Source organism: Pseudoalteromonas sp. BSi20429, assembly GCF_000238895.1.
GTDB lineage: Bacteria > Pseudomonadota > Gammaproteobacteria > Enterobacterales > Alteromonadaceae > Pseudoalteromonas > Pseudoalteromonas arctica.
Genome location: NZ_BADV01000087.1, coordinates 1 through 20,758 on the forward strand (window position 1 = coordinate 1; position 20,758 = coordinate 20,758).

Annotated in this window: 20 protein-coding genes; 1 reads left to right on the top strand and 19 read right to left on the bottom strand. The window is 38.9% G+C overall.

Annotated elements, in window-relative coordinates:
• Positions 1 to 382: 382 nt before the first annotated feature.
• The 3 genes from P20429_RS03600 to P20429_RS20915 all read right to left on the bottom strand — a co-directional run bounded on the left by P20429_RS03600 (position 383) and on the right by P20429_RS20915 (position 3,490).
• Positions 383 to 2,176 (bottom strand): choice-of-anchor I family protein, encoded by a 1,794-nt coding sequence (locus P20429_RS03600; protein WP_007585960.1) that lies wholly within the window; start codon positions 2,174 to 2,176, stop codon positions 383 to 385.
• Positions 2,177 to 2,259: 83 nt separating this feature from the next.
• A complete protein-coding gene (locus tag P20429_RS20910; RefSeq protein WP_007585961.1) occupies positions 2,260 to 2,775 on the bottom strand; it encodes a hypothetical protein in 516 nt (171 codons plus the stop codon).
• Positions 2,738 to 3,490, bottom strand: a complete 753-nt coding sequence (locus tag P20429_RS20915; protein ID WP_007585963.1) for an acyltransferase family protein — start codon at positions 3,488 to 3,490, stop codon at positions 2,738 to 2,740. The genes P20429_RS20910 and P20429_RS20915 overlap by 38 nt, the downstream gene beginning before the upstream one ends.
• Positions 3,491 to 3,634: 144 nt before the next feature.
• On the opposite strand from P20429_RS20915, the gene P20429_RS03595 reads away from it, so the two are divergent.
• Positions 3,635 to 4,477, top strand: a complete 843-nt coding sequence (locus P20429_RS03595; protein WP_007585965.1) for a LytTR family DNA-binding domain-containing protein — start codon at positions 3,635 to 3,637, stop codon at positions 4,475 to 4,477.
• Positions 4,478 to 4,504: 27 nt separating this feature from the next.
• On the opposite strand, the gene glmU is transcribed toward P20429_RS03595, so the two are convergent.
• From glmU to mioC, 16 genes are all read right to left on the bottom strand, one after another.
• Positions 4,505 to 5,863 carry a bifunctional UDP-N-acetylglucosamine diphosphorylase/glucosamine-1-phosphate N-acetyltransferase GlmU gene (glmU, locus tag P20429_RS03590; RefSeq protein ID WP_007585967.1) on the bottom strand — a complete coding sequence of 453 codons (1,359 nt, stop codon included), beginning with the start codon at positions 5,861 to 5,863 and terminating at the stop codon, positions 4,505 to 4,507.
• 242 nt (positions 5,864 to 6,105) lie between these two features.
• Positions 6,106 to 8,208, bottom strand: a complete 2,103-nt coding sequence (locus P20429_RS03585; RefSeq protein ID WP_007585968.1) for a winged helix-turn-helix domain-containing protein — start codon at positions 8,206 to 8,208, stop codon at positions 6,106 to 6,108.
• Positions 8,209 to 8,372: 164 nt separating this feature from the next.
• Positions 8,373 to 8,795, bottom strand: coding sequence for a F0F1 ATP synthase subunit epsilon (locus tag P20429_RS03580; protein ID WP_007377666.1), 423 nt, complete (start codon positions 8,793 to 8,795; stop codon positions 8,373 to 8,375).
• A gap of 13 nt (positions 8,796 to 8,808) precedes the next feature.
• The gene (atpD, locus tag P20429_RS03575) at positions 8,809 to 10,194 is read right to left on the bottom strand and encodes a F0F1 ATP synthase subunit beta (protein WP_007585971.1); all 1,386 of its coding nucleotides are present in this window, start codon (positions 10,192 to 10,194) and stop codon (positions 8,809 to 8,811) included.
• Positions 10,195 to 10,227: 33 nt separating this feature from the next.
• A complete protein-coding gene (atpG, locus tag P20429_RS03570) occupies positions 10,228 to 11,088 on the bottom strand; it encodes a F0F1 ATP synthase subunit gamma (protein WP_007585974.1) in 861 nt (286 codons plus the stop codon).
• A gap of 60 nt (positions 11,089 to 11,148) precedes the next feature.
• The gene (atpA, locus tag P20429_RS03565) at positions 11,149 to 12,690 is read right to left on the bottom strand and encodes a F0F1 ATP synthase subunit alpha (protein ID WP_007585976.1); all 1,542 of its coding nucleotides are present in this window, start codon (positions 12,688 to 12,690) and stop codon (positions 11,149 to 11,151) included.
• Positions 12,691 to 12,704: 14 nt separating this feature from the next.
• Entirely contained in the window at positions 12,705 to 13,238 is a 534-nt protein-coding gene (gene atpH, locus P20429_RS03560) for a F0F1 ATP synthase subunit delta (RefSeq protein WP_007585978.1), read from the bottom strand.
• Positions 13,239 to 13,254: 16 nt separating this feature from the next.
• Positions 13,255 to 13,725 carry a F0F1 ATP synthase subunit B gene (gene atpF, locus P20429_RS03555; RefSeq protein ID WP_004335264.1) on the bottom strand — a complete coding sequence of 157 codons (471 nt, stop codon included), beginning with the start codon at positions 13,723 to 13,725 and terminating at the stop codon, positions 13,255 to 13,257.
• Positions 13,726 to 13,766: 41 nt separating this feature from the next.
• Positions 13,767 to 14,009 carry a F0F1 ATP synthase subunit C gene (gene atpE, locus P20429_RS03550; RefSeq protein ID WP_007585980.1) on the bottom strand — a complete coding sequence of 81 codons (243 nt, stop codon included), beginning with the start codon at positions 14,007 to 14,009 and terminating at the stop codon, positions 13,767 to 13,769.
• A gap of 61 nt (positions 14,010 to 14,070) precedes the next feature.
• Positions 14,071 to 14,928 carry a F0F1 ATP synthase subunit A gene (gene atpB, locus P20429_RS03545; RefSeq protein ID WP_004335244.1) on the bottom strand — a complete coding sequence of 286 codons (858 nt, stop codon included), beginning with the start codon at positions 14,926 to 14,928 and terminating at the stop codon, positions 14,071 to 14,073.
• A 15-nt stretch (positions 14,929 to 14,943) separates the two neighbouring features.
• On the bottom strand, positions 14,944 to 15,324 hold the full coding sequence (locus tag P20429_RS03540) for an ATP synthase subunit I (RefSeq protein WP_007585983.1): 381 nt from the start codon (positions 15,322 to 15,324) through the stop codon (positions 14,944 to 14,946).
• 142 nt (positions 15,325 to 15,466) lie between these two features.
• Entirely contained in the window at positions 15,467 to 16,390 is a 924-nt protein-coding gene (locus P20429_RS03535; protein ID WP_007585985.1) for a ParB/RepB/Spo0J family partition protein, read from the bottom strand.
• 20 nt (positions 16,391 to 16,410) lie between these two features.
• On the bottom strand, positions 16,411 to 17,196 hold the full coding sequence (locus P20429_RS03530) for a ParA family protein (RefSeq protein ID WP_004335235.1): 786 nt from the start codon (positions 17,194 to 17,196) through the stop codon (positions 16,411 to 16,413).
• Between the two features lie 14 nt (positions 17,197 to 17,210).
• Positions 17,211 to 17,831 carry a 16S rRNA (guanine(527)-N(7))-methyltransferase RsmG gene (rsmG, locus tag P20429_RS03525; protein ID WP_007585988.1) on the bottom strand — a complete coding sequence of 207 codons (621 nt, stop codon included), beginning with the start codon at positions 17,829 to 17,831 and terminating at the stop codon, positions 17,211 to 17,213.
• A gap of 15 nt (positions 17,832 to 17,846) precedes the next feature.
• Positions 17,847 to 19,736 carry a tRNA uridine-5-carboxymethylaminomethyl(34) synthesis enzyme MnmG gene (mnmG, locus tag P20429_RS03520; protein WP_007585991.1) on the bottom strand — a complete coding sequence of 630 codons (1,890 nt, stop codon included), beginning with the start codon at positions 19,734 to 19,736 and terminating at the stop codon, positions 17,847 to 17,849.
• Positions 19,737 to 20,164: 428 nt separating this feature from the next.
• Positions 20,165 to 20,614, bottom strand: a complete 450-nt coding sequence (gene mioC / locus P20429_RS03515) for an FMN-binding protein MioC (protein WP_007585993.1) — start codon at positions 20,612 to 20,614, stop codon at positions 20,165 to 20,167.
• Positions 20,615 to 20,758 lie beyond the last annotated feature (144 nt).

Consider the following 20,758-nt stretch of genomic DNA (forward strand, 5'->3'; position numbering starts at 1 on the left):
GAGCCGCTTTAGCGCCTCAAGGGATGCGAATAATACACCCTTTATTTTTCGAGTCAACACTTAGTTTTAAACTTTCTTTTTAGAAGATTTAAAACCGAAGTTTTACTTAACTCTCTGAGTAGTTCGTGCCTCGCTATGCGTTGGCGTTTCCTGTCTCAGTGGGGTCGCATTATAGGGAGATTCGAGCGGGGGTCAATGTTTTATTTCAGCTTTTTGACAATTAAATGAATTTAGTATGAAAGCTATACAAATAAAGGGCTGCAGGATACTTTTAGTTTAAAAAACACTCATAATTTATGTATCAATTGATGATGTATTAGTAAGGTTTAAACTAAGCTGTATGTTAAACAAACAACACACAGCTTTATTTAAAATTAAAGATTTATTTAGATGCTATTTCCCATACGGCAATAGAGCCTGATATTTCATTTCCAACAATTAAGAGTGGATTTCCTGTTGCACTTTGCTCTGCTGAAACGAATACCATTCCTTCAGGTGCCAAATCGCCTGTAATATTCGCTCCTTTAATTAAGCCTCTATTATAGAAGTAGTCTTCAAATTGCACATTGTATGGATTAGTAATGTCGTAAACCATAATACCGCCCATACGTTCTAATCCAACAAAAGCAAATGTACGATCGTCAATTTTACCAATAGTCAGCGCTTCAGGCTCTGCGCCTTTATCATCTGAACGTGAGTCACCTTTGTTTTCATCTTCATTGTTGTTAAATGATTCACCATGCACAGATGCTGTTATACGTGCTATATCGTCACCTGAATCAAAAACCACCAGCCCATTGCTATCCCAAATAGTAAAAGAACGTGCGCCATAGCCGTAAAGCGATTCGTATTGTCCGTCGTTATTGGTATCGCCTTTTATTGTTGTTACTTTTAAGCGACCAATATCATTATCGTCATTATTTAAGTAATCAAAATTAGCAGCAAGAGTTAAGTCTTCAACGCGGCTTTCATCTATATAAGCTAAGCAGCCATCGTCTTTATCGTAATCAAGTCCGCCCTTTGCTATACAGTCTGCTTCATTCGTTGTATCAAAAAAGTATTCTCTTGCGTCACCTTCGTTGGCAGTGACTATAAAGTTAGCGCCTTTCCAACTAAAGCTTGAGATAGTATCGGGCTGGTACATACCATAGAGCCCTGGGTATGATTTAAAATTAACGCCGCCGTCTTTATCTGAGGCATCAAGTTGTAAGCTTGACCAATCTTTAAAGCCTAAGCCCTTTAGCTCAAGACTGTTGTCTTGTAGGTTAACTATTGCAAGTGCATTATTTTCTTGAATAGATACATAAGCATATTTGTTATCTTTAGAAATGCTAACGTACTCGGGCTCTAAATCCATAGCTACTGTGGTATTTATTAGATTACCGTTAATAGTACGACCATTTGGGTTTGCAAAAACTACCCCTTGCGCTTCTAGTTCGGTTTGTTTGTTGTTATAGGCTTTAAAATCAATATTTATTGCTGTATCGGCTATTACATTATTTGTTATATCGATAATACTAATAGAACCTTCAGGATCTACGCTGTAGTCATCACTTGGTTCACCTTCGTTAGCAACCACTGCTTTTGCGCCATCATGGGTGAACGTCACCATGTCTGGTAAAAATCCGACTGTAACATTTTTAATAAATACAGGTGAGTCGCCGCTTATATCGTAAAAAGCAATTTGACCTGTATCACCCGTGCTTTCAGCAGCCATTGCCACTGCAAGTAGATTGTTATTTTCATCAATAGCAATGCTGTTTGCATCGCCTTGGGTGAACTCGTTTAAAGGCAACGTAATAACGGATGTTAAATTTGTGCCGTTTATAACCCCTTCGTTATCTTTAACGAGTGCGGCAGTATCAAAGGTGTCGGCGGGTAAAATATTAACAACAGCGTCCTCACCTGAACTGTTAATAGCGTAAATCCATTTTTTAGATGCTTGATATGCAACTATTTCAGCTGCACCTTCTGGGCTTTGTGCATTTAATACACCTCTACCCACAAGGTTAATATTTAATGCTGAATTGGCATTTATACCATTTAACCCATTAGTCCCACCTGTGCCTTGTTCTCCCTGTAATCCTTGAGAGCCGTTTTGACCATCGTCACCATCAAGTGAGCAACCAGTAAGAACAGATATAAGTGACAGCGCAATAATTGATTTTTTAAACATGTAATTTTCCTTAGTATTGTATTTGCTAAATATCAACACACAGGCATGACAAGATTATGGCAGTTTTAATACAGCCCCTCAGCCTAAGTAATTAGCTTATACGCTAGCGGAGTTATTAAAATTAAAGCGGCCGTATAACCAAGAATTTTTACAGTCGGGGAATAATCTCGTTTAATTGCAACCCCTAGCAAAGGTCTAAGTACATCAATACGTGTAATACCCCATGTAATAACACCGCAAAAAGACCAAGTCCCTGTAATAATGATGAATGGTTCAGCAACAGGCCCTAAACTTAAAGGCTGTAGTAAAAAACACAAAATAATCAAAATGCTTTGATGCAATAAATAAAAGGGAAACACCCATACATTGAGCTGTTTTAAATAGTAAGTATTAAAATTTAAAAATCGGTGAGCAAACGCGAGTACAAAAAATACACCTACAACACGTTGAATATTGTAGCTAGCGCTTAAAATAAAATGAGGAAGAGTAAACACCTTCTGATAACTTAATATTATAAGTACAAACAAAACCGCAAAACTCAAAGCTAGTAATACCAAGTTTTTATTTAAGCAGTTCCAAAAGTAAGTGTTTTTTGGCAAGTATGTATCCTGCGAGTAGCAGTATTAAGCCGTTAGTCTCTCTGATTGAATCGCCAGTTAAGTAATGGCTTGTAAATAGTACGGCAATAGTGAGCAAGGTAATTAAAAGCCCAAATGACATATCCCCTTTAACAAATGTTTTTAAAGGCGTAAGAAAAGGCAAGCGTGCAAAAAGAGTTAAAACGATAATGATCAGCATAAATTGCCACAACGAGCGCAAATACCATAAGTGATTTACATCCACATTCGGCCACACTCCAGACTGATAATTAATAAAAAGCGTATTGTTTGTCTCTATAAAAGCTAAATAAAATTGCCAATAGCTAATATCAATAACACCGTGCTGTGACATTTCTGCAAACAGCTGTAAAGGCACTATTAGCCATAGTCCCACCAGCAAGGGTAATAGTAAAAAAATAGAACGGTATAAGGTGAAATGTAACCAAGATTTAAAGCTGCTTACTTTATCAATCATAAAACGCAGTGCTACGCCCGAAATAAACCAAATGAGCAACATGCGCCAAGGTGAAAACACCAACATTAAATATTCAACATACTGTGATGTATAATTACTTTTAAAATGAAATCCCCAGTTTTCGCTATACAACATGCCAATGTGATAAAAAATTAGCGACGCAAATGCGATTACCCTAAGCCAATCAAGATAATATTTACGCGAATTAACTAATGAAGGTTGTTGTACTTGAGTGCTCATGCTTTTACTACTTTATGTATGTTATGCGTTATTCATACCTAAAGATCTCGCTAAAACTATCTATAAGTGCTTATATTACAAGCAATAGTGATAAAAGGTGGTATACAGGGATAAGCGTGCCACGTCAGCAATAAGCATACATTTATGAACCTACAGCACTTTCAACGTTTTCAAAGCATTTACGCATCAGTATTACTGTGTGCTTACGTATTAATTAATAATACAGTAAACGCTACAACCCAAATAATGGAAGCCCAAAGAGAAGGGGCTTTAACTTTTTTAATGTGGGAGCCATTTGTTTGGGAGTATTCAAGTGCCTTGAGTACTTTGCTTATATTCCCTATTTTAATTTGGTTTTTAAGACACTTATCTTTTAATTGGCAAAATATTACGGCCTCATTAGGTATGTACTTTGGTGCCTCTATTATATTTAGCGTGTTACACGTTGGTATTATGGTAGGGGTTCGTAAATTCATATATTTGTTGAATGATGGGTCTTACAACTTTGGACTTAGCTGGTTTGAGCTTATTTATGAATACCAGAAAGACGCTATAAGCTTTGTGTTTTTCATCGTACTTATCAAAGTATATCAATATGTGGTGCAGCAGTTACTAGGTGAAGCCTCTTCAATTGAAGAAAGTGAGCAGCAAACAACATCGACCATAAACCGCCTATTAGTTAAAAAGCTCGGAAAAGAATTCATTATAAAAATAGAGGATGTTGATTGGCTTGAATCGTCGGGTAATTATGTAAACCTACATATAGGCTCACGTATATATCCGTTAAGGGCAACGCTTACAGCATTAAGTAAACAACTTGAAGTGCAGGGGTTTTGTAGAATTCACCGCAGCCATGGCGTAAAACTCGATAAAGTGGAGTCTATTACACCACTACCCAGTGGCGACAGTGAAATAAAATTAACTACAGGTAAAGTACTTAACTTGTCTAGACGCTATAAAGAGCAATTTAAACTTCAACTAAAATAAAAAAGGCTACCTAAGTAGCCTCTATTGTCATTTTTTAACTGGGCGTTTCCAACCAGTTAAATTACGCTGTTTAGAGCGTGCAATTGCTAATTGGTCATCTTCAACGGTACTGGTGATCACAGAGCCTGCACCAATTGTTGCAGTTGCGCCTATATTTACTGGGGCAACGAGTGATGAATTAGAACCAATAAAGGCATTATCGCCAATAATAGTTTTTGCTTTGTTAACACCATCGTAGTTACAGGTAATAGTGCCAGCGCCAATATTCACTTTTTCGCCAATTTCAGCATCACCTAAATAACTTAAGTGGTTGGCTTTAGAGCCTTTACCTAGACGGGTTTTTTTCATCTCAACAAAGTTACCAATGTGTGAGTCTTCTTCCATTACAGCGCCTGGGCGAAGGCGAGCATAAGGACCAAGCGTACACTTATCTGCAACTGTGGCATCTTCAATCAGTGTATTAGCTTTAATAATAACGTTATCACCAATACTACAATTTTTAAGGACACAGTTAGGACCTATTTGTACATTATTACCAAGCGTGACCGTGCCTTCAAAAATAACGTTTACGTCGATAAGTACATCTTCACCGGTGGTAACTGTTCCTCGCACATCAATACGCGCAGGGTCAGCAAGTGTTGCGCCATTTAACATTAACTCTTCTGATTGCCATGCTTGGTAAGCGCGCTCTAAGCCTGCAAGTTGTACGCGGTTATTTGCGCCCTCAACTTCCATTGCATGGTCTGGCTGAGCTGAAGTGATTTCTACGCCTTCACTGTGAGCCATTGCAACGATATCTGTTAAGTAGTACTCGCCTTGTGCATTATTGTTAGATAAGTTACCTAACCATGTTTTTAATAGCTTACCGTTAACAGCCATAATGCCTGTATTTACTTCGTTAATAAGTAACTGCTCTGGGCTTGAATCTTTTTGCTCAACAATACCAACTAACTTACCACCGGCACGAAGCATTCGACCATAGCCATTTGGGTTTACCAAATTTACCGTTAATACCGCTAAACCATTTTTAGGTGTTGCGGCTAATAAACGCTCTAGTGTTGATTGTTTTGTTAGTGGTACATCACCGTATAAAATTAATACCGTGTCTTCATCATTAACATGAGAGTTGGCTTGCGCTACTGCGTGGCCAGTACCAAGTTGTTCAGCTTGAAGTACCCAATTTACATTGTTATCGGCAAGTTGTTGTTGTAATAGTTCGCCGCCGTGTCCGTAAACTAGGTTTGTAGTCGTTGCACCCAATGCCATCGCATTATCAATAACGTGCTGCACCATTGGTTTACCTGCAACTTTGTGCAAAACTTTAGGTAAAGCAGAGCGCATACGAGTACCTTTACCCGCAGCAAGAATAATAGTTGTTAGAGCCATTAAAACAATTTCCTTTTTTCGTTGTTTTAGCTAAATAAGTCTTATGTTTGATCAGAAAATTACGTAAATCACTTCTTGTGCAAATACTCAGTAGGTTAGTTTATTAGTACTGAATCTTGACTGAAAAAACACACTTAATTGGATGACGTTATTGTAGCGAGGATTGGTGAAGGATATAAGTGAAATTATCGTTATAGTGCTTTCATTCTTATTAAATTAAAAAGTAAAAAACTCAATAAAGCTTACTTAGGCACTTCTATAGCTTTTACTAGCTTATTATTGTTAATAGTAATAGTGGTAAAGGCTAGAGTACCAAGCTCTTTTGCATAGCTTAGCTGTGTTATCAAACCAACCTTTAATGTGTAAATAAGCTCAGCATTCGCTTTAAAGCCTAAATTCAAATCATATAAATAGATATTAGAGCCATCAGAATGAAAAAGTTTATTATCATTAAGTGCAAATGAATGCTTGTATAGAACAGAGTTTAATTCAAATTCATGGGTTATCAAATTATTCCAACTATCAAAAATCTGTAACTTATTTTGCGCAGAAAGGAATATAAACTTTGAGGTTGAAAGTTGCTCAAACCACACTGGATTGCTAATTGGTAGCAACATACTTTTTTTGGTAGCCCTATCATATAGGTAAGCCGTGTTACTGGTAGCTGTATCACCCCGCAAAATGTAGCCTATATTTTTGTTATTCAAATACTCTACATTTACAATATTACCATCAACTGTAATAGTATCTTTTAAACTTAACTCAGCAGTGTCGCGGATATCAATTACATTGCTCTTTAATGCTAATAGCTCTTCCCCATCACTTGAAACTTTCATTATTGAAAAATCAATAATGTTTGATTTAATACTCACAGTACCCGTAGCAGTATCTAAAACAGCTAACCTTTTTATTTGTGCATCATTAAGTAAATAATAAATATATCCATTATTAGTGTTCTGAGCGTTGAATGTATTTATATTTTCCGGTGCAATATCTTCTAAATTAAGGGCATCTAAACTGAGTTGATAAATGTGGCGGGTGTATGGGTATTGTGTCGCTAGCATTTCACTTGGGCTCAAAGGTAACGTAGTTGAATAACCTGAAACTCCCTGCATAGATACTTTTCGAAGTAATTTTTGACTAACGAGGGAGTACTGATAAAGAATATTATCAACATTATCGTACCAAAGTAATGAGTTCGATTTTTGATCGTAGTTTAATGACCAGATACGATTTTTGGTCGTATAAAGGTGAGTTTGAGCTCCGCCTTCAGTATCTGCAATGTACAATTCACTAAAACCAAATTGATGGCGCTCGAAAACCACCTTATTTTTATCTTCTATATGAGCCAGAAATTTATCACCGTAAGAATTTAAATTGGGAGAGCTTATTTGATACTCTTCACCCGTTATGAGGTTACGATTCATCAATACAGCAAGCTCATCCCGATTACGGTAACCAAGTTTGGAATATACAAAATTCGTATTATTAACCCCTTCACCAAAAAAAGGTAAATTATTACAATCAAACAAATGCTTTGCTTCACCTATAAAATTACTATCAATAATAAACACTTGGCAGTCTTTCTTGCCACTATTCTGTCTATAAATAATATCACTATTATTATATGACCAACCAACTGGAGTTAATTCATATCCTATTTTAAATAATACCTTTTCTCTGCCTGTAATAAGATCTTTATTGATTAAATAAGACTCTAGCCCTTCATTTTTTGAAACAATAAACGCTAAGTTCTTTTCATTAGGTGAAAGTACAAGAAAACTATGGGTTCCATCTTTCATTGATAAAACCTCTTCTTGGTAGTCTTTGTAAGTTGTTTTTACTTCACGATTTTTGACTGGCCAAATAAAAGAAATTAACAGGATACTAACTAATAAAAGTAGTAGGAACGCCCTTAAGCGAGTTTTATTTATTACAGGTTTTGCTTTTTTTATTACATCTGGTTTATTAAGGTTATCTATGGGGAGGTTTTGGTATTCGCTTCCAATAAATTCAACGCTAGGAACAAAACTATATCCTTTACGATAATGGGTTTTTACTACTAGCTCGCTTTGTTGCGGCGATTTTAATATTTTGCGAAGTTCTGAAATAGCTCGATTAATGGCGTTATCGTCAACATAAGTCTGACACCAAACATCTTCAATTAGATTTTCGCGGGTAATAATCATGTTTTGATTTAAGATAAGGTAACTTAAAATTTTGTACAGTAGTGGCTCTAACTCTTTTTCTACAGTGCCATCACTAATTATTTGCCGCTTTATATTTAAACACCAAGCACCAAATTTGACTTCTACTACTGAATCAGAAAACTCTGCTTGTTTCATTTTTTCACTTACTTTATATCCTTATAGCAGTCTATTCGTTGCTTGATTTTCACAATAAACCACTACACTCCATTAACTGAAGGTTAACAGTTTAGTGTTTCAGTGTCATCTCTTCAGGCACAAAAAAGCCCACTTAGAGTGGGCTTTTTACAAACCGGATAGGCTTACTTGTGACGTAATTGCTGAATTACGCGTAACTGAGCAACTGCTTCTGCCAGTCGCGTAGCCGCTTGCTGATAATCAAACTCAACAGCTGACGAATTCGCCATATGTTCTTCAGCTTCACGTTTAGCCTTTTGTACAGAATCTTCATCTAAATCTTCACCACGAACCGCAGTATCTGCAAGAATCGTGATGTGATTTGGTTGAACTTCTAATGTACCGCCAGCAACATATATCACATCTTCGTGACCAAATTGCTTAACTAAACGTACCATACCAGGTTTAAGGGCAGTTAGTAGTGGAGCATGGCCTAGGTTTACACCCAGCTCGCCTTCACTACCAGATACTTGAATCGATTCAACAAGACCAGAGAACAAACTCTGCTCTGCGCTTACTACGTCAAGATGTACAGTCATAGCTGTCATACTACCCTCCTAGTTACATGCCTTTGGCTTTTTCTTGAGCTTCTTCGATAGAGCCAACCATGTAGAACGCTTGCTCTGGCATATCATCAAATTCACCGTTTAAGATGCCTTTAAAGCCAGAAATTGTATCTTTTAGTGATACGTATTTACCAGACGCGCCTGTAAACACCTCTGCCACGAAGAATGGCTGAGATAGGAAACGTTGGATTTTACGTGCACGAGATACAAGTTGCTTATCTTCGTCAGAAAGCTCGTCCATACCTAGGATTGCAATGATGTCTTTAAGTTCTTTATAACGCTGAAGAACTGTTTGAACGCCACGTGCTGTATCGTAGTGCTCTTGACCAATTACTTGTGGGTCAAGTTGACGTGAAGATGAATCAAGTGGGTCTACCGCTGGGTAGATACCAAGTGACGCGATATCACGTGAAAGTACTACTGTTGCGTCTAAGTGAGCAAAGGTAGTTGCTGGAGATGGATCCGTTAAATCATCCGCAGGTACGTATACCGCTTGGATTGATGTAATTGAACCCGTCTTAGTAGAAGCGATACGCTCTTGAAGCACACCCATTTCTTCAGCAAGTGTAGGCTGGTAACCTACCGCTGATGGCATACGACCAAGTAGTGCAGATACTTCTGTACCAGCAAGAGTATAACGGTAGATGTTATCTACGAAGAAAAGTACATCGCGACCTTCATCACGGAACTTTTCAGCCATAGTAAGACCAGTTAACGCTACGCGTAAACGGTTACCAGGAGGCTCGTTCATCTGACCGTATACAAGCGATACTTTATCAAGTACGTTTGAATCGTTCATCTCATGGTAGAAATCGTTACCCTCACGTGTACGCTCACCAACACCTGCGAATACTGAGTAGCCGCTGTGCTCGATTGCGATGTTACGGATAAGTTCCATCATGTTTACAGTTTTACCAACACCGGCACCACCGAATAAACCAACTTTACCACCTTTAGCAAACGGACATACAAGGTCGATAACCTTGATACCAGTTTCTAAAAGTTCAACTGAACTTGATTGCTCTTCGTATGAAGGTGCTGCACGGTGAATAGACATACGGTCTTCTTCGCCGATTGGACCCGCTTCATCGATTGGCTCACCAAGTACGTTCATGATACGACCAAGTGTTGCTTTACCAACTGGAACTTGAATCGATTCACCTGTATTCATAACTAAAGCACTACGACGTAAACCATCAGTAGTACCCATAGCGATAGTACGCACTACACCGCCACCTAGCTGTTGTTGAACTTCTAGAGTCAAACCAGCTAAATCGCCATCTGTTACTCTTAGTGCGTGGTATACCGCTGGCACGCTATCTTGTGGAAATTCAATATCCACAACGGCGCCGATAATTTGGACGACCTTACCTAAACTCATGTCTATTCCTCTCGTTAATCTTTACCCGAAGCATTAAACTGCTGCTGAGCCAGAACAAATCTCACTAATTTCTTGTGTGATTGCTGCTTGGCGAGCCTTGTTATAAACAAGCTGTAGCTCGTCCATAAGGTCACCTGCGTTATCAGTTGCAGCTTTCATTGCAACCATACGAGCAGCCTGTTCAGAGGCAGCATTTTCTACCACACCTTGGTATGCTTGAGACTCAATAAAGCGTACTAACAAAGACTCTAAAATAGCCTCTGGATTTGGCTCGTATAAGTAATCCCATGTGTGAGCAGATACTTCTTCTTCAGCTTTTGGCAAAGGGAGTAACTGATCTATAATTGGCTCTTGCCTCATGGTATTAACGAATTTGTTATATACCAAGAATAAACGGTCTATTTTGCCTTCAGAAAATGCATCAAGCATAACTTTTACAGGACCAATAACGTCTTGTACTGAAGGTTTATCTCCTAGGCCCGCTTTTTTAGCGAGTAGTTGACCACCAAAACGTTGAAAGAAGCCAGCTGCTTTACTACCTAAAGTAGCAAATTCAGCATCAACACCTTTTTCTTTCCACGCTTTAACATCAAGTGCAACTTTCTTAAACTCGTTTGAGTTTAGACCGCCACACAGACCACGGTCTGTAGAGATAACAATATAACCAACTCGTTTCACTTCACGATCTTTTAAGAACGGGTGAGTAAAATCAAGATTTGCTTGAGCAACACGACCAATTACTTCACGTAATTTGTCAGCGTATGGACGGCTTGAAGCAACGCGTTCTTGCGCCCTTTTCATTTTAGACGCAGCAACCATTTCCATTGCGCTAGTGATCTTTTGAGTATTTTTAATACTCCCGATCTTGCTTTTAATCTCTTTTCCGCTGGCCATGACTCTCTCTCCGAATCAAGGTGTGCTTTAGTTTCCTAAAGCGCACCATTAATAACTAAATTACCAAGTTTGCGTAGACTTGAACTTCGTTAGAAGTTCTTTAAGCTGCGCTTCGATCTCGGCATTTAAGTTACCAGTTTCATTGATTTGAGCCACAAGCTCTGCGTATGTGCTATTTGCATACGAAAGTAAAGCTGCTTCAAAGTCACCGATTTTCGCGATTTCGATGTCTTGAAGGAAGCCTTTTTCAGCAGCAAATAACGACAAAGACATATCAGCAACAGACATTGGCGCGTACTGTTTCTGCTTCATTAGCTCTGTTACACGCTCACCATGCTCAAGTTGAGCACGAGTTGCATCATCAAGGTCAGACGCGAACTGCGAAAACGCAGCTAATTCACGGTACTGAGCTAGGGCTAGACGGATACCGCCACCTAGTTTCTTAACGATTTTAGTTTGTGCAGCACCACCAACACGCGATACCGAGATACCAGCATTTACTGCCGGACGGATACCTGAGTTGAATAAGTCAGTTTCTAAGAAGATCTGACCATCGGTGATAGAGATAACGTTAGTCGGTACGAACGCAGAAACGTCGCCGCCTTGAGTTTCAATGATTGGCAATGCCGTCAATGAACCAGTTTTACCTTTCACTTCACCATTAGTGAACTTTTCAACGTAATCTGCGTTTACACGCGATGCACGCTCTAAAAGACGAGAGTGAAGGTAGAATACGTCACCTGGATATGCTTCACGGCCTGGTGGACGCTTAAGTAGTAATGAAATTTGACGGTAAGCAACTGCTTGCTTAGACAAATCATCATATACGATTAATGCGTTTTCACCACGGTCACGGAAGTATTCACCCATAGTACAGCCCGCGAACGGTGCTAAGTACTGAAGTGCCGCAGATTCAGAAGCAGATGCAACAACTACGATAGTATTTGCTAGTGCACCATGCTCTTCTAATTTACGAACTACGTTTGCAATAGTAGATGCTTTTTGACCAATCGCAACGTACACACACTTAACGCCTGTGTCTTTTTGATTGATGATTGCATCGATTGCTAGTGCAGTTTTACCTGTTTGGCGATCACCAATGATAAGTTCACGTTGACCACGACCAACTGGAATCATCGCATCAATAGATTTATAACCAGTTTGAACTGGCTCATCTACAGATTTACGCTCGATTACACCTGGTGCAATTTTTTCTACAGGTTCAAACCCGTCGTTATCTAGAGCGCCTTTACCATCGATTGGAGCACCTAGTGTGTTTACAACACGACCAAGTAAACCAGGACCAACAGGAACTTCTAAAATACGACCAGTTGTATATACTTTTACGCCTTCAGTAAGGTCAGCGTACGGACCCATTACTACTGCACCAATTGAGTCGCGCTCAAGGTTTAGTGCGATAGCATAACGGCTGCCAGGAAGCTCAATCATTTCACCTTGCATACAGTCAGCAAGACCGTGGATGCGGATGATACCGTCAGTAACAGATACAATAGTACCTTCGTTACGAGCTTCACTTACAACTTCGAACTTCTCAATACGTTGTTTGATCAGATCTGAAATTTCAGTGGAATTAAGTTGCATGCTCTTTTTCCCAATTACGATTGTAGTGTTGTAGCTAAGCGGTTTAATTTACCGCGAATAGTACCGTCGATTACAGTGTCGCCAGACCTAATAATAAGTCCACCAACCACTGACGCGTCTTCACTACAATTCAGCTTAACTTTGCGTGCGAAACGTTTTTCAAGTGCCGCTACCAATGACTCTTGTTGCGCAGCAACAAGAGGAGTTGCAGAAATCACATCTACTTCGATTTCTTTATCGTATTCTGCTTTAAATTCAGCAAATAACTGTGCAACTTCAGGTAGAGCTGTCAAACGTCCATTTTCAGCCATCACCTTAACTAGGTTCTGACCTTGTTCGTTGAGCTGCTCAGCACAAAGTTGAATAAATAATTCAGCTTGTGCAGTAGCTGTAGGCATACTCGCTAAAACAGACGATGCTTGCTCATTGCTGGCTACATGGCCTGCAAAGAACAACATATCATTCCAGCTTTCTAGAGTGCCTTTCTCAACGGCAAGTTCAAAAGCCGCTTTAGCGTATGGGCGAGCGATAGTAGTCAAATTAGACATGCTCATACCCTCCTAATTACAGCTCAGCGACAAGTTTTTCAACGATGTCACTATGTGCGGCTTGATTAATTTCACGCTCTAAAATACGTTCTGCGCCAATCACTGCCAGAGTTGCTACTTGCTTACGTAGTTCTTCTGTTATGCGATTACGTTCAGACTCAACTTCAGAGTGCCCTTGAGCAATGATACTTTCACGCTCTTGTTGACCACGAAGTGTTTCTTCGTCAACAATTAGCACTGCACGCTTTTTAGCTTGATCAATGATATCAGCCGCTTGAGCTTTTGCATCTTTAAGCTGTTCAGCAGCTTTCTTTTGCGCAAGTTCTAAGTCTTTTTCGGCTCTATCAGAGGCAGCTAAACCATCTTCGATTTTTTTCTGGCGAGCTTCAATTGCACCGTTTAGTGGTGGCCATACGTATTTCATACAAAATAATACGAACACCGTAAACGCAATCAATTCACCGATAAGAGTGGCGTTTAAATTCACAACCGCTCCTCCTTAAATAGTAAGCTGTTCAAAGAATAAAATTAAAGTACGAACAACAATACCATAGCGATACCAACACCAATCATTGCTACAGCATCGATTAGACCAGCAAGGATAAACATTTTAACTTGTAGCGAAGGTGCAAGCTCAGGTTGACGCGCACATGCTTCAAGGAATTTACCGCCCATGTTACCAAAACCGATTGCTGTGCCGATTGCACCAAAACCGATTAGTAAAGCTACTGCGATGTATTTTAAGCCTGTTAATAATTCTAAAGCTTCCATTTATTTCTCCAAAGTTTCAATTGTAAAGTTAAAAGTAAAAGTAAAATTGTAAATCTAAAAATTAGTGATTATCTGAACTTGCCATGCTTAGGTATACAATCGTAAGCATCATGAATAAGAATGCTTGTAATGTAATAACTAGAATATGGAATACAGCCCAAACAAAGTGCAACGGTAGTTGCATAAAACCGATAGCGCCGATCAAGATGAAAATCAACTCACCAGCATATAAGTTACCAAACAAACGTAGTGCTAATGAAAACGGTTTAGAAACGAGTGCAATCAGTTCAAGTAATAAGTTAAATGGTATCAAAATAATTTGAACAAACATGTTATTTGAGCTGAACGGATGAAGCGTTAACTCTTTAATAAACCCGCCAATACCTTTTATTTTGATTGAAAAGCCAACCATTAGTATAAATACACCCAGCGCTAGCGCTGAAGTCATATTAATGTCAGTCGTTGGTACAATTTTCATGTACACATCGTGTGAATCCATACCAAATGCAGTCTCACCAACGAAACCTGCAAATGCTGGAAGGAAATCAACTGGTATTAAATCCATTAAGTTCATTAAGAACACCCAAACGAAAATCGTTAAGGCTAATGGTGCAATAAGCTTGCTTTTACCATGGAAAGTATCGCGTACGTTGTCACCAACAAATTCTACGATTATTTCAATAAAACACTGAAATTTTCCAGGTACACCTAGTGTTGATTTTTTAGCGGCACTACGAAAGATCCATAAAAATATAAGACCTAAACCGATAGACCATGCAAGGGTATCTATATGCCATGTCCAGAATCCACTGTCCGTACATGCTTTATTGAAGGCGAGACCTGTATCGGTCGAACACATCTTAGCATTGGTCAAATGGTGCTGGATATGGCCAGATAGAGTAACTTCTTCTGCTGCCATGTTATATCCCAAAAGTTAATGTTTAAAAAAAACGGGTGCGAACAATCCAGTAAAGAGCGCCAGTATATAAGTACTAAAAAAGGGTAATAAAATTACCGGAAAATGCTTCAGTACTAGCGCAAACAATACAATTGTTAGCATAAACTTTAATCCGTTGCCGCGTTTCAACGAGGCATACGCTTGATTTGCTCGACTTGCACCCATATATCTGAATGCATAAAGTGCAAATACAAAGTGCGGAAGTACTGCTACAGCTCCACCAGCGAGTGATGAAAGCGAGGCATTGACTCCCGAACTAAAAAAAATAATTACAGCAGCAACTAATGCTACAACACCCTGAAGGCAAATTAACTTTAATACGGCAAGTCGATATGGACTCGCTAACTTATCAGTCACGTTTAGTTAACCTTTATTGCGTTCTAATTGTTAGGGTGTGAAAACTGGCGAAATTATACTTAATCCTGCCAGTTTTGCAACTTGAGTAGATGCTTTGTAACACGAAATAGCTACAAATGTCCCTTTTTAGACATGTAGAAAACTAATGGTGGGTATTGTCGTGATTGATACGATTTAAAATGCCGTCAAGTTCATCTAGGTTAGTATACGAAATAACCAGTTTACCTTTGCCTTTTTTATTGTAGTTAATCTCTACTTTAGCACCTAGATTTTCAGCGAGTTGTTGTTCTAACTGCTTAACATCTGGATCTTTTTCGGTTATTTCTTTAGCAGGTAAAGGTTCTAAAATTGAGCGTACGAGCTTTTCAGTTTCTCGAACTGTTAATGCTTTAGCTACAGCTAAACGAGCAGCATCTGACTGCGCTTCACCTTCAAGGGCTAACAGGCAACGAGCATGGCCCATTTCAATATCGCCATGTTCTAACAGAATTTTTACATCACTATTTAAGTTATTTAAACGCAATAAGTTAGTTACAGTCGTACGTGATTTACCCACCGCATCTGCTACTTGCTGATGTGTTAATTCAAATTCTATTAGTAAACGATTAAGTGCAACTGCTTCTTCCATGGCATTTAAATCTTCACGCTGAATATTTTCTATCAGTGCAATCGCAACGGCAGCTTCATCAGGTACATCTTTAATAATACAAGGTACTGTTTCAAGCTTAGCTATTTGCGCTGCGCGCCAACGACGCTCACCAGCAATAATTTCAAAGCTATTGTGTGCAATAGGGCGCACAACAATGGGTTGAATAATACCTTGTGAGCGAATAGAACTAGCAAGCTCTTCTAGCGCCTCTTCAGACATGTCTTTACGAGGTTGGTATTTACCAGAGTGTAAAAACTCTATTGGAAGTTTTTGTAATTCACTATTATTAGCCGCGGCATTTTGCACAGCGTCAGTCACGTTTGATGTGTCTTGTTCCTTGCTTGCGCTCGGTGCAGGCTTTGACGAACTTAAAAGTGCATCGAGTCCTCGGCCTAAACCTCGTTTTTTAGCAGACATGTTATTTTTTTACCTCAAAGTTAGGCGACAACGGACGCTGTTTTTTCTTTTCTGCGTAACATTTCACCAGCGAGTGCTAAATATGCTTTAGCGCCACTTGATGCCCGGTCATAGTACATAGCAGGAGTACCAAAACTAGGTGCTTCAGCTAAACGAACATTACGCGGGATCACCGTACGGTATACTTTATCGCCAAAATGTTGTTTTAATTGTTCTGATACATCATTTGCCAAACGGTTACGCGGGTCGTACATAGTACGAAGTATGCCTTCAATTTGTAAGCTAGGATTCACTAACTTAGCAAGCTGCGTAATCGTATCCATTAATGCGGTTAACCCTTCAAGTGCATAATACTCACACTGCATTGGCACTAAAATAGAATCAGCTGCGGCCATTGCATTAACAGTTAACATATTTAGAGAGGGTGGACAGTCGATAAAAATAAATTCGTACTGGTCCTGAATTTTTTCAAGTGCATTACGTAAACGCACTTCACGGGCAAATAATTCCATCAATTTAACTTCTGCAGCGGTTACATCACCGTTTGCAGCAATCATGTGGTATTCGCCAGACGTTTCTTTAATGATAACGTCTTCTATAGGTTTATCTTCAATAAGTAGGTCGTAAATAGTTGGCACGTCGCCATACTTATCTACGCCACTACCCATAGTCGCATTACCTTGCGGATCGAGATCAATTAACAGCACTTTACGTTTCGTTGCAGCCATAGACGCAGCGAGGTTTACAGCGGTTGTAGTTTTACCCACTCCACCTTTTTGATTTGCTAATGCGATGACTTTTGCCACGGTGTCTCTGATCCCTAGTCTTTAGAAAGAATAATTAAATGTCGTTGTGCATCTAAATTAGGTACTTCTAATGCAATTTTTTGCTCAAACTTAACGCCTGCAGGTAGTGACTCTAGCTCTTCGCTAGGGAACACGCCTTTTAGTGCTATAAATTTACCCGAATGATCGATTAAGTGCGAACACCAGTCAACCATATCTTGTAATGAAGCAAAAGCACGACTTAGTACGCCGTCTAATTTAACACTTGGTTGATATTCTTCAACTCTTGACTGAACCGGGGTTACATTATCAAGACCAAGTTCATGTTTAACATGCATTAAAAATCGTACACGTTTACCTAAGCTATCTAATAACACAAAATGTGTATTAGGTAATGCAATCGCTAATACAATGCCCGGAAGGCCAGGCCCTGTGCCAACATCAATATAATGATGACCGGGTAAGTGAGGCGCAACAACTAAGCTATCCATAATATGCTTAATCATCATTTCTTCAGGTAAGCGTACTGAGGTTAAGTTATAAGCCTTATTCCACTTATTCAATAACTCGACGTAACGAACTAGCTGTTGCTGTTGTTTTTCTGTTAGCGCAATATCAGTTTGCGCTAACAATGTAGTTAATTGTTGCTGTAACACTATGTACCCTTACCGTTACGCGGATTTGCGTAATAAGCCTTGCTTCTTCAGATACACTAATAATAGCGAAATCGCCGCTGGGGTGATACCAGAAATACGCGATGCTTGACCAATAGTGTCAGGACGCGACTCAATAAGCTTGGCAACTACCTCATTTGACAAACCAGATACGGTTTTATAATCAAACTCTTTTGGTAAAATTGTTTGCTCATGACGAAGCTGTTTGTTGATCTCATCTTGTTGACGCGCAATATAACCTGCGTACTTAGTATGGATCTCAACTTGTTCAAGTGCCGCTTTGTTTGTAAATTCAGATCCTAATCCTTCTATAGCCATAAGATCGTTATAACGAATCTCTGGGCGACGAAGTAATTCTTCTAAACTTGCTTCACGTGTAAGCGGTGTTTTCAGTAATGCATTTACTTGATCTACAACGGCGTGATCTTTATGAATCCACGTATCTTTAATGCGTTGCTTCTCTTTTTCGATTACTTCCATTTTTTCGTTAAATGCCTGCCAGCGTTCGTCATTAACTAAACCTAGTTCACGGCCTTTTTCAGTTAAACGAATATCAGCATTATCTTCACGAAGTAATAAACGGTATTCGGCACGACTGGTAAACATGCGGTATGGTTCTTTTGTACCCAGTGTTGCTAAGTCGTCGATTAATACACCAACGTAAGCTTCATCACGACGTGGTGTCCAAGAATCTTTGCCTTGTACTTTTAGTGCAGCATTCATACCTGCAATTAAGCCTTGTGCACCCGCTTCTTCATAGCCGGTAGTACCGTTAATTTGACCCGCAAAAAATAAACCTTCAATAAATTTAGTTTCTAAAGATTGTTTTAAATCACGTGGATCAAAGTAATCATATTCAATTGCGTAACCAGGTCGACAAATATGTGCATTTTCAAAACCTGTAATCGATTGCACAATTTCAAGTTGTACATCAAACGGTAAACTAGTCGAAATACCATTTGGGTATAATTCGTATGATGTTAAACCTTCAGGTTCAACAAATATTTGATGTTTATCTTTATCTGCAAAACGAACAATTTTATCTTCAATTGAAGGGCAGTATCGTGGACCAATACCTTCAATAACACCTGAGTACATAGGTGAGCGATGTAAGTTTTTACGAATAACATCATGTGTTTTTTCGTTTGTGTAAGTTATGTAACACGGTATCTGTTGTGGGTGATCTGATTGTTTACCCATAAACGAAAACACAGGAGTTGGTGTATCACCTGGCTGTGCTTCCATTTTTGTAAAATCAACAGTACGTGCATCAATACGTGGAGGTGTACCTGTTTTTAAACGATCAACTCTAAATGGATGTTCACGTAAGCGATCAGCTAAAGCGATTGAAGGAGGATCGCCTGCACGACCGCCTTTATAATTTTCTAAACCAATATGAATTAAGCCGCCTAAAAAAGTACCCACGGTTAAAACAACACTTGGTGCACTAAAACGTAAACCCATTTGAGTTACTACGCCAGTAACACGATCGTTTTCAACAATAAGATCATCACATGATTGTTGAAAAATCTTAAGGTTATCTTGGTTTTGTAATGTTGTTTGAATAGCCGCTTTGTACAAAGCGCGATCTGCTTGTGCTCGAGTAGCACGAACAGCAGGTCCTTTTGAAGAATTTAGTGTACGAAATTGGATCCCGCCTTTATCAATGGCCTGTGCCATTGCACCACCAAGCGCGTCGATCTCTTTTACCAAATGACCTTTGCCAATCCCACCAATTGCTGGGTTGCAAGACATTTGACCAAGGGTATCCATATTGTGAGTCAGTAGCAGGGTATTCATCCCCATACGGGCAGCTGCTAATGCGGCTTCAGTGCCAGCATGTCCACCACCTACTACGATAACGTCAAAATTTTCGTGAAAAATCATTAATGGGATCCTACTTAAATCAAACCGGTAAACTTCAAAAGGGAGCGTATTCTACCTAGAAATTGGCAGAAGATAAATGATTAAACAAAGGGCAAGATCTAAGTATGTGATCTCTAATAATATAAAGGATCTTTTAAAGAGATCTTTTATTACTATTACTACTACTGATCGACTTTTCTGTTGATAAGGTTTAGATCTTCATTTAAAACATGAAATTAGATCAGATCTAAAGGTGTTAATATGATCGGATCATCAGGCGAATAAGCTCTGATCAAAAAAGCACTTTATGCACAGGCCTACATCACTCGGATCTTATCCCATGGATAAGCATGCTTTAAAACGCAGTTTATTCAATCTTTATCCACAAAACCTATTAAATTATTAGTAAATTGTGGGTAACTTTATATATAACTTTTTACTTGATCTATCTATTTTATGCCTGTTTGAACTATCCAAGAGTCTAACCATGTTAATGCAGTGTCTTCTGGTAGTGCTTCATCGAGAATATTAAGCTCTAAACGTTCTGCTACCTTTATAGCGCCTTTTTGAGCTAATAAGGCATCTATATTACGTCCTGCTAGGTTATAAGTATCATAACTAGTGTCGCCTAAAGCGATTACTGAATATTTTAATTCAGATAAATCATCTGCTTGAGTTACATCTTCAACAAAACTAATAAGATTTTCAGGGTAATCACCTGCACCATAAGTTGATGTGCAGATTAACCAAATGGTATTTTGCTGATCAATATCGCTAAATTCAGGTTGATCATGTAGTTGTGTAGTAATACCAAGGTTATTAAGCGCGTCGCTTAATTGCTCTGCAACATACTCGGCTGATCCCATTTGGCTGCCGACAATAAGATTTACTGAACTCATGAATATTAGTGATCACATTGGTTTTAATTGCCGCCTATGATAACTGAGTGAGGATAACAGTAAAGTTAAGAGTGCTTTTTTGTATAACTATTTTTGCGGTAATTTTACACTCATTCAAAATTGTGTCTTTAAGTTGTTGATAAT

Excerpts from the sequence above, each read along its gene's own strand:
- P20429_RS03600 (WP_007585960.1), bottom strand. The coding sequence starts at position 2,176 with ATGTTTAAAAAATCAATTATTGCGCTGTCACTTATATCTGTTCTTACT.
- P20429_RS20915 (WP_007585963.1), bottom strand. The coding sequence starts at position 3,490 with ATGAGCACTCAAGTACAACAACCTTCATTAGTTAATTCGCGTAAATAT.
- P20429_RS03595 (WP_007585965.1), top strand. The coding sequence starts at position 3,635 with ATGAACCTACAGCACTTTCAACGTTTTCAAAGCATTTACGCATCAGTA.
- glmU (WP_007585967.1), bottom strand. The coding sequence starts at position 5,863 with ATGGCTCTAACAACTATTATTCTTGCTGCGGGTAAAGGTACTCGTATG.
- P20429_RS03585 (WP_007585968.1), bottom strand. The coding sequence starts at position 8,208 with ATGAAACAAGCAGAGTTTTCTGATTCAGTAGTAGAAGTCAAATTTGGT.
- P20429_RS03580 (WP_007377666.1), bottom strand. The coding sequence starts at position 8,795 with ATGACAGCTATGACTGTACATCTTGACGTAGTAAGCGCAGAGCAGAGT.
- atpD (WP_007585971.1), bottom strand. The coding sequence starts at position 10,194 with ATGAGTTTAGGTAAGGTCGTCCAAATTATCGGCGCCGTTGTGGATATT.
- atpG (WP_007585974.1), bottom strand. The coding sequence starts at position 11,088 with ATGGCCAGCGGAAAAGAGATTAAAAGCAAGATCGGGAGTATTAAAAAT.
- atpA (WP_007585976.1), bottom strand. The coding sequence starts at position 12,690 with ATGCAACTTAATTCCACTGAAATTTCAGATCTGATCAAACAACGTATT.
- atpH (WP_007585978.1), bottom strand. The coding sequence starts at position 13,238 with ATGTCTAATTTGACTACTATCGCTCGCCCATACGCTAAAGCGGCTTTT.
- atpE (WP_007585980.1), bottom strand. The coding sequence starts at position 14,009 with ATGGAAGCTTTAGAATTATTAACAGGCTTAAAATACATCGCAGTAGCT.
- atpB (WP_004335244.1), bottom strand. The coding sequence starts at position 14,928 with ATGGCAGCAGAAGAAGTTACTCTATCTGGCCATATCCAGCACCATTTG.
- P20429_RS03535 (WP_007585985.1), bottom strand. The coding sequence starts at position 16,390 with ATGTCTGCTAAAAAACGAGGTTTAGGCCGAGGACTCGATGCACTTTTA.
- mnmG (WP_007585991.1), bottom strand. The coding sequence starts at position 19,736 with ATGATTTTTCACGAAAATTTTGACGTTATCGTAGTAGGTGGTGGACAT.
- mioC (WP_007585993.1), bottom strand. The coding sequence starts at position 20,614 with ATGAGTTCAGTAAATCTTATTGTCGGCAGCCAAATGGGATCAGCCGAG.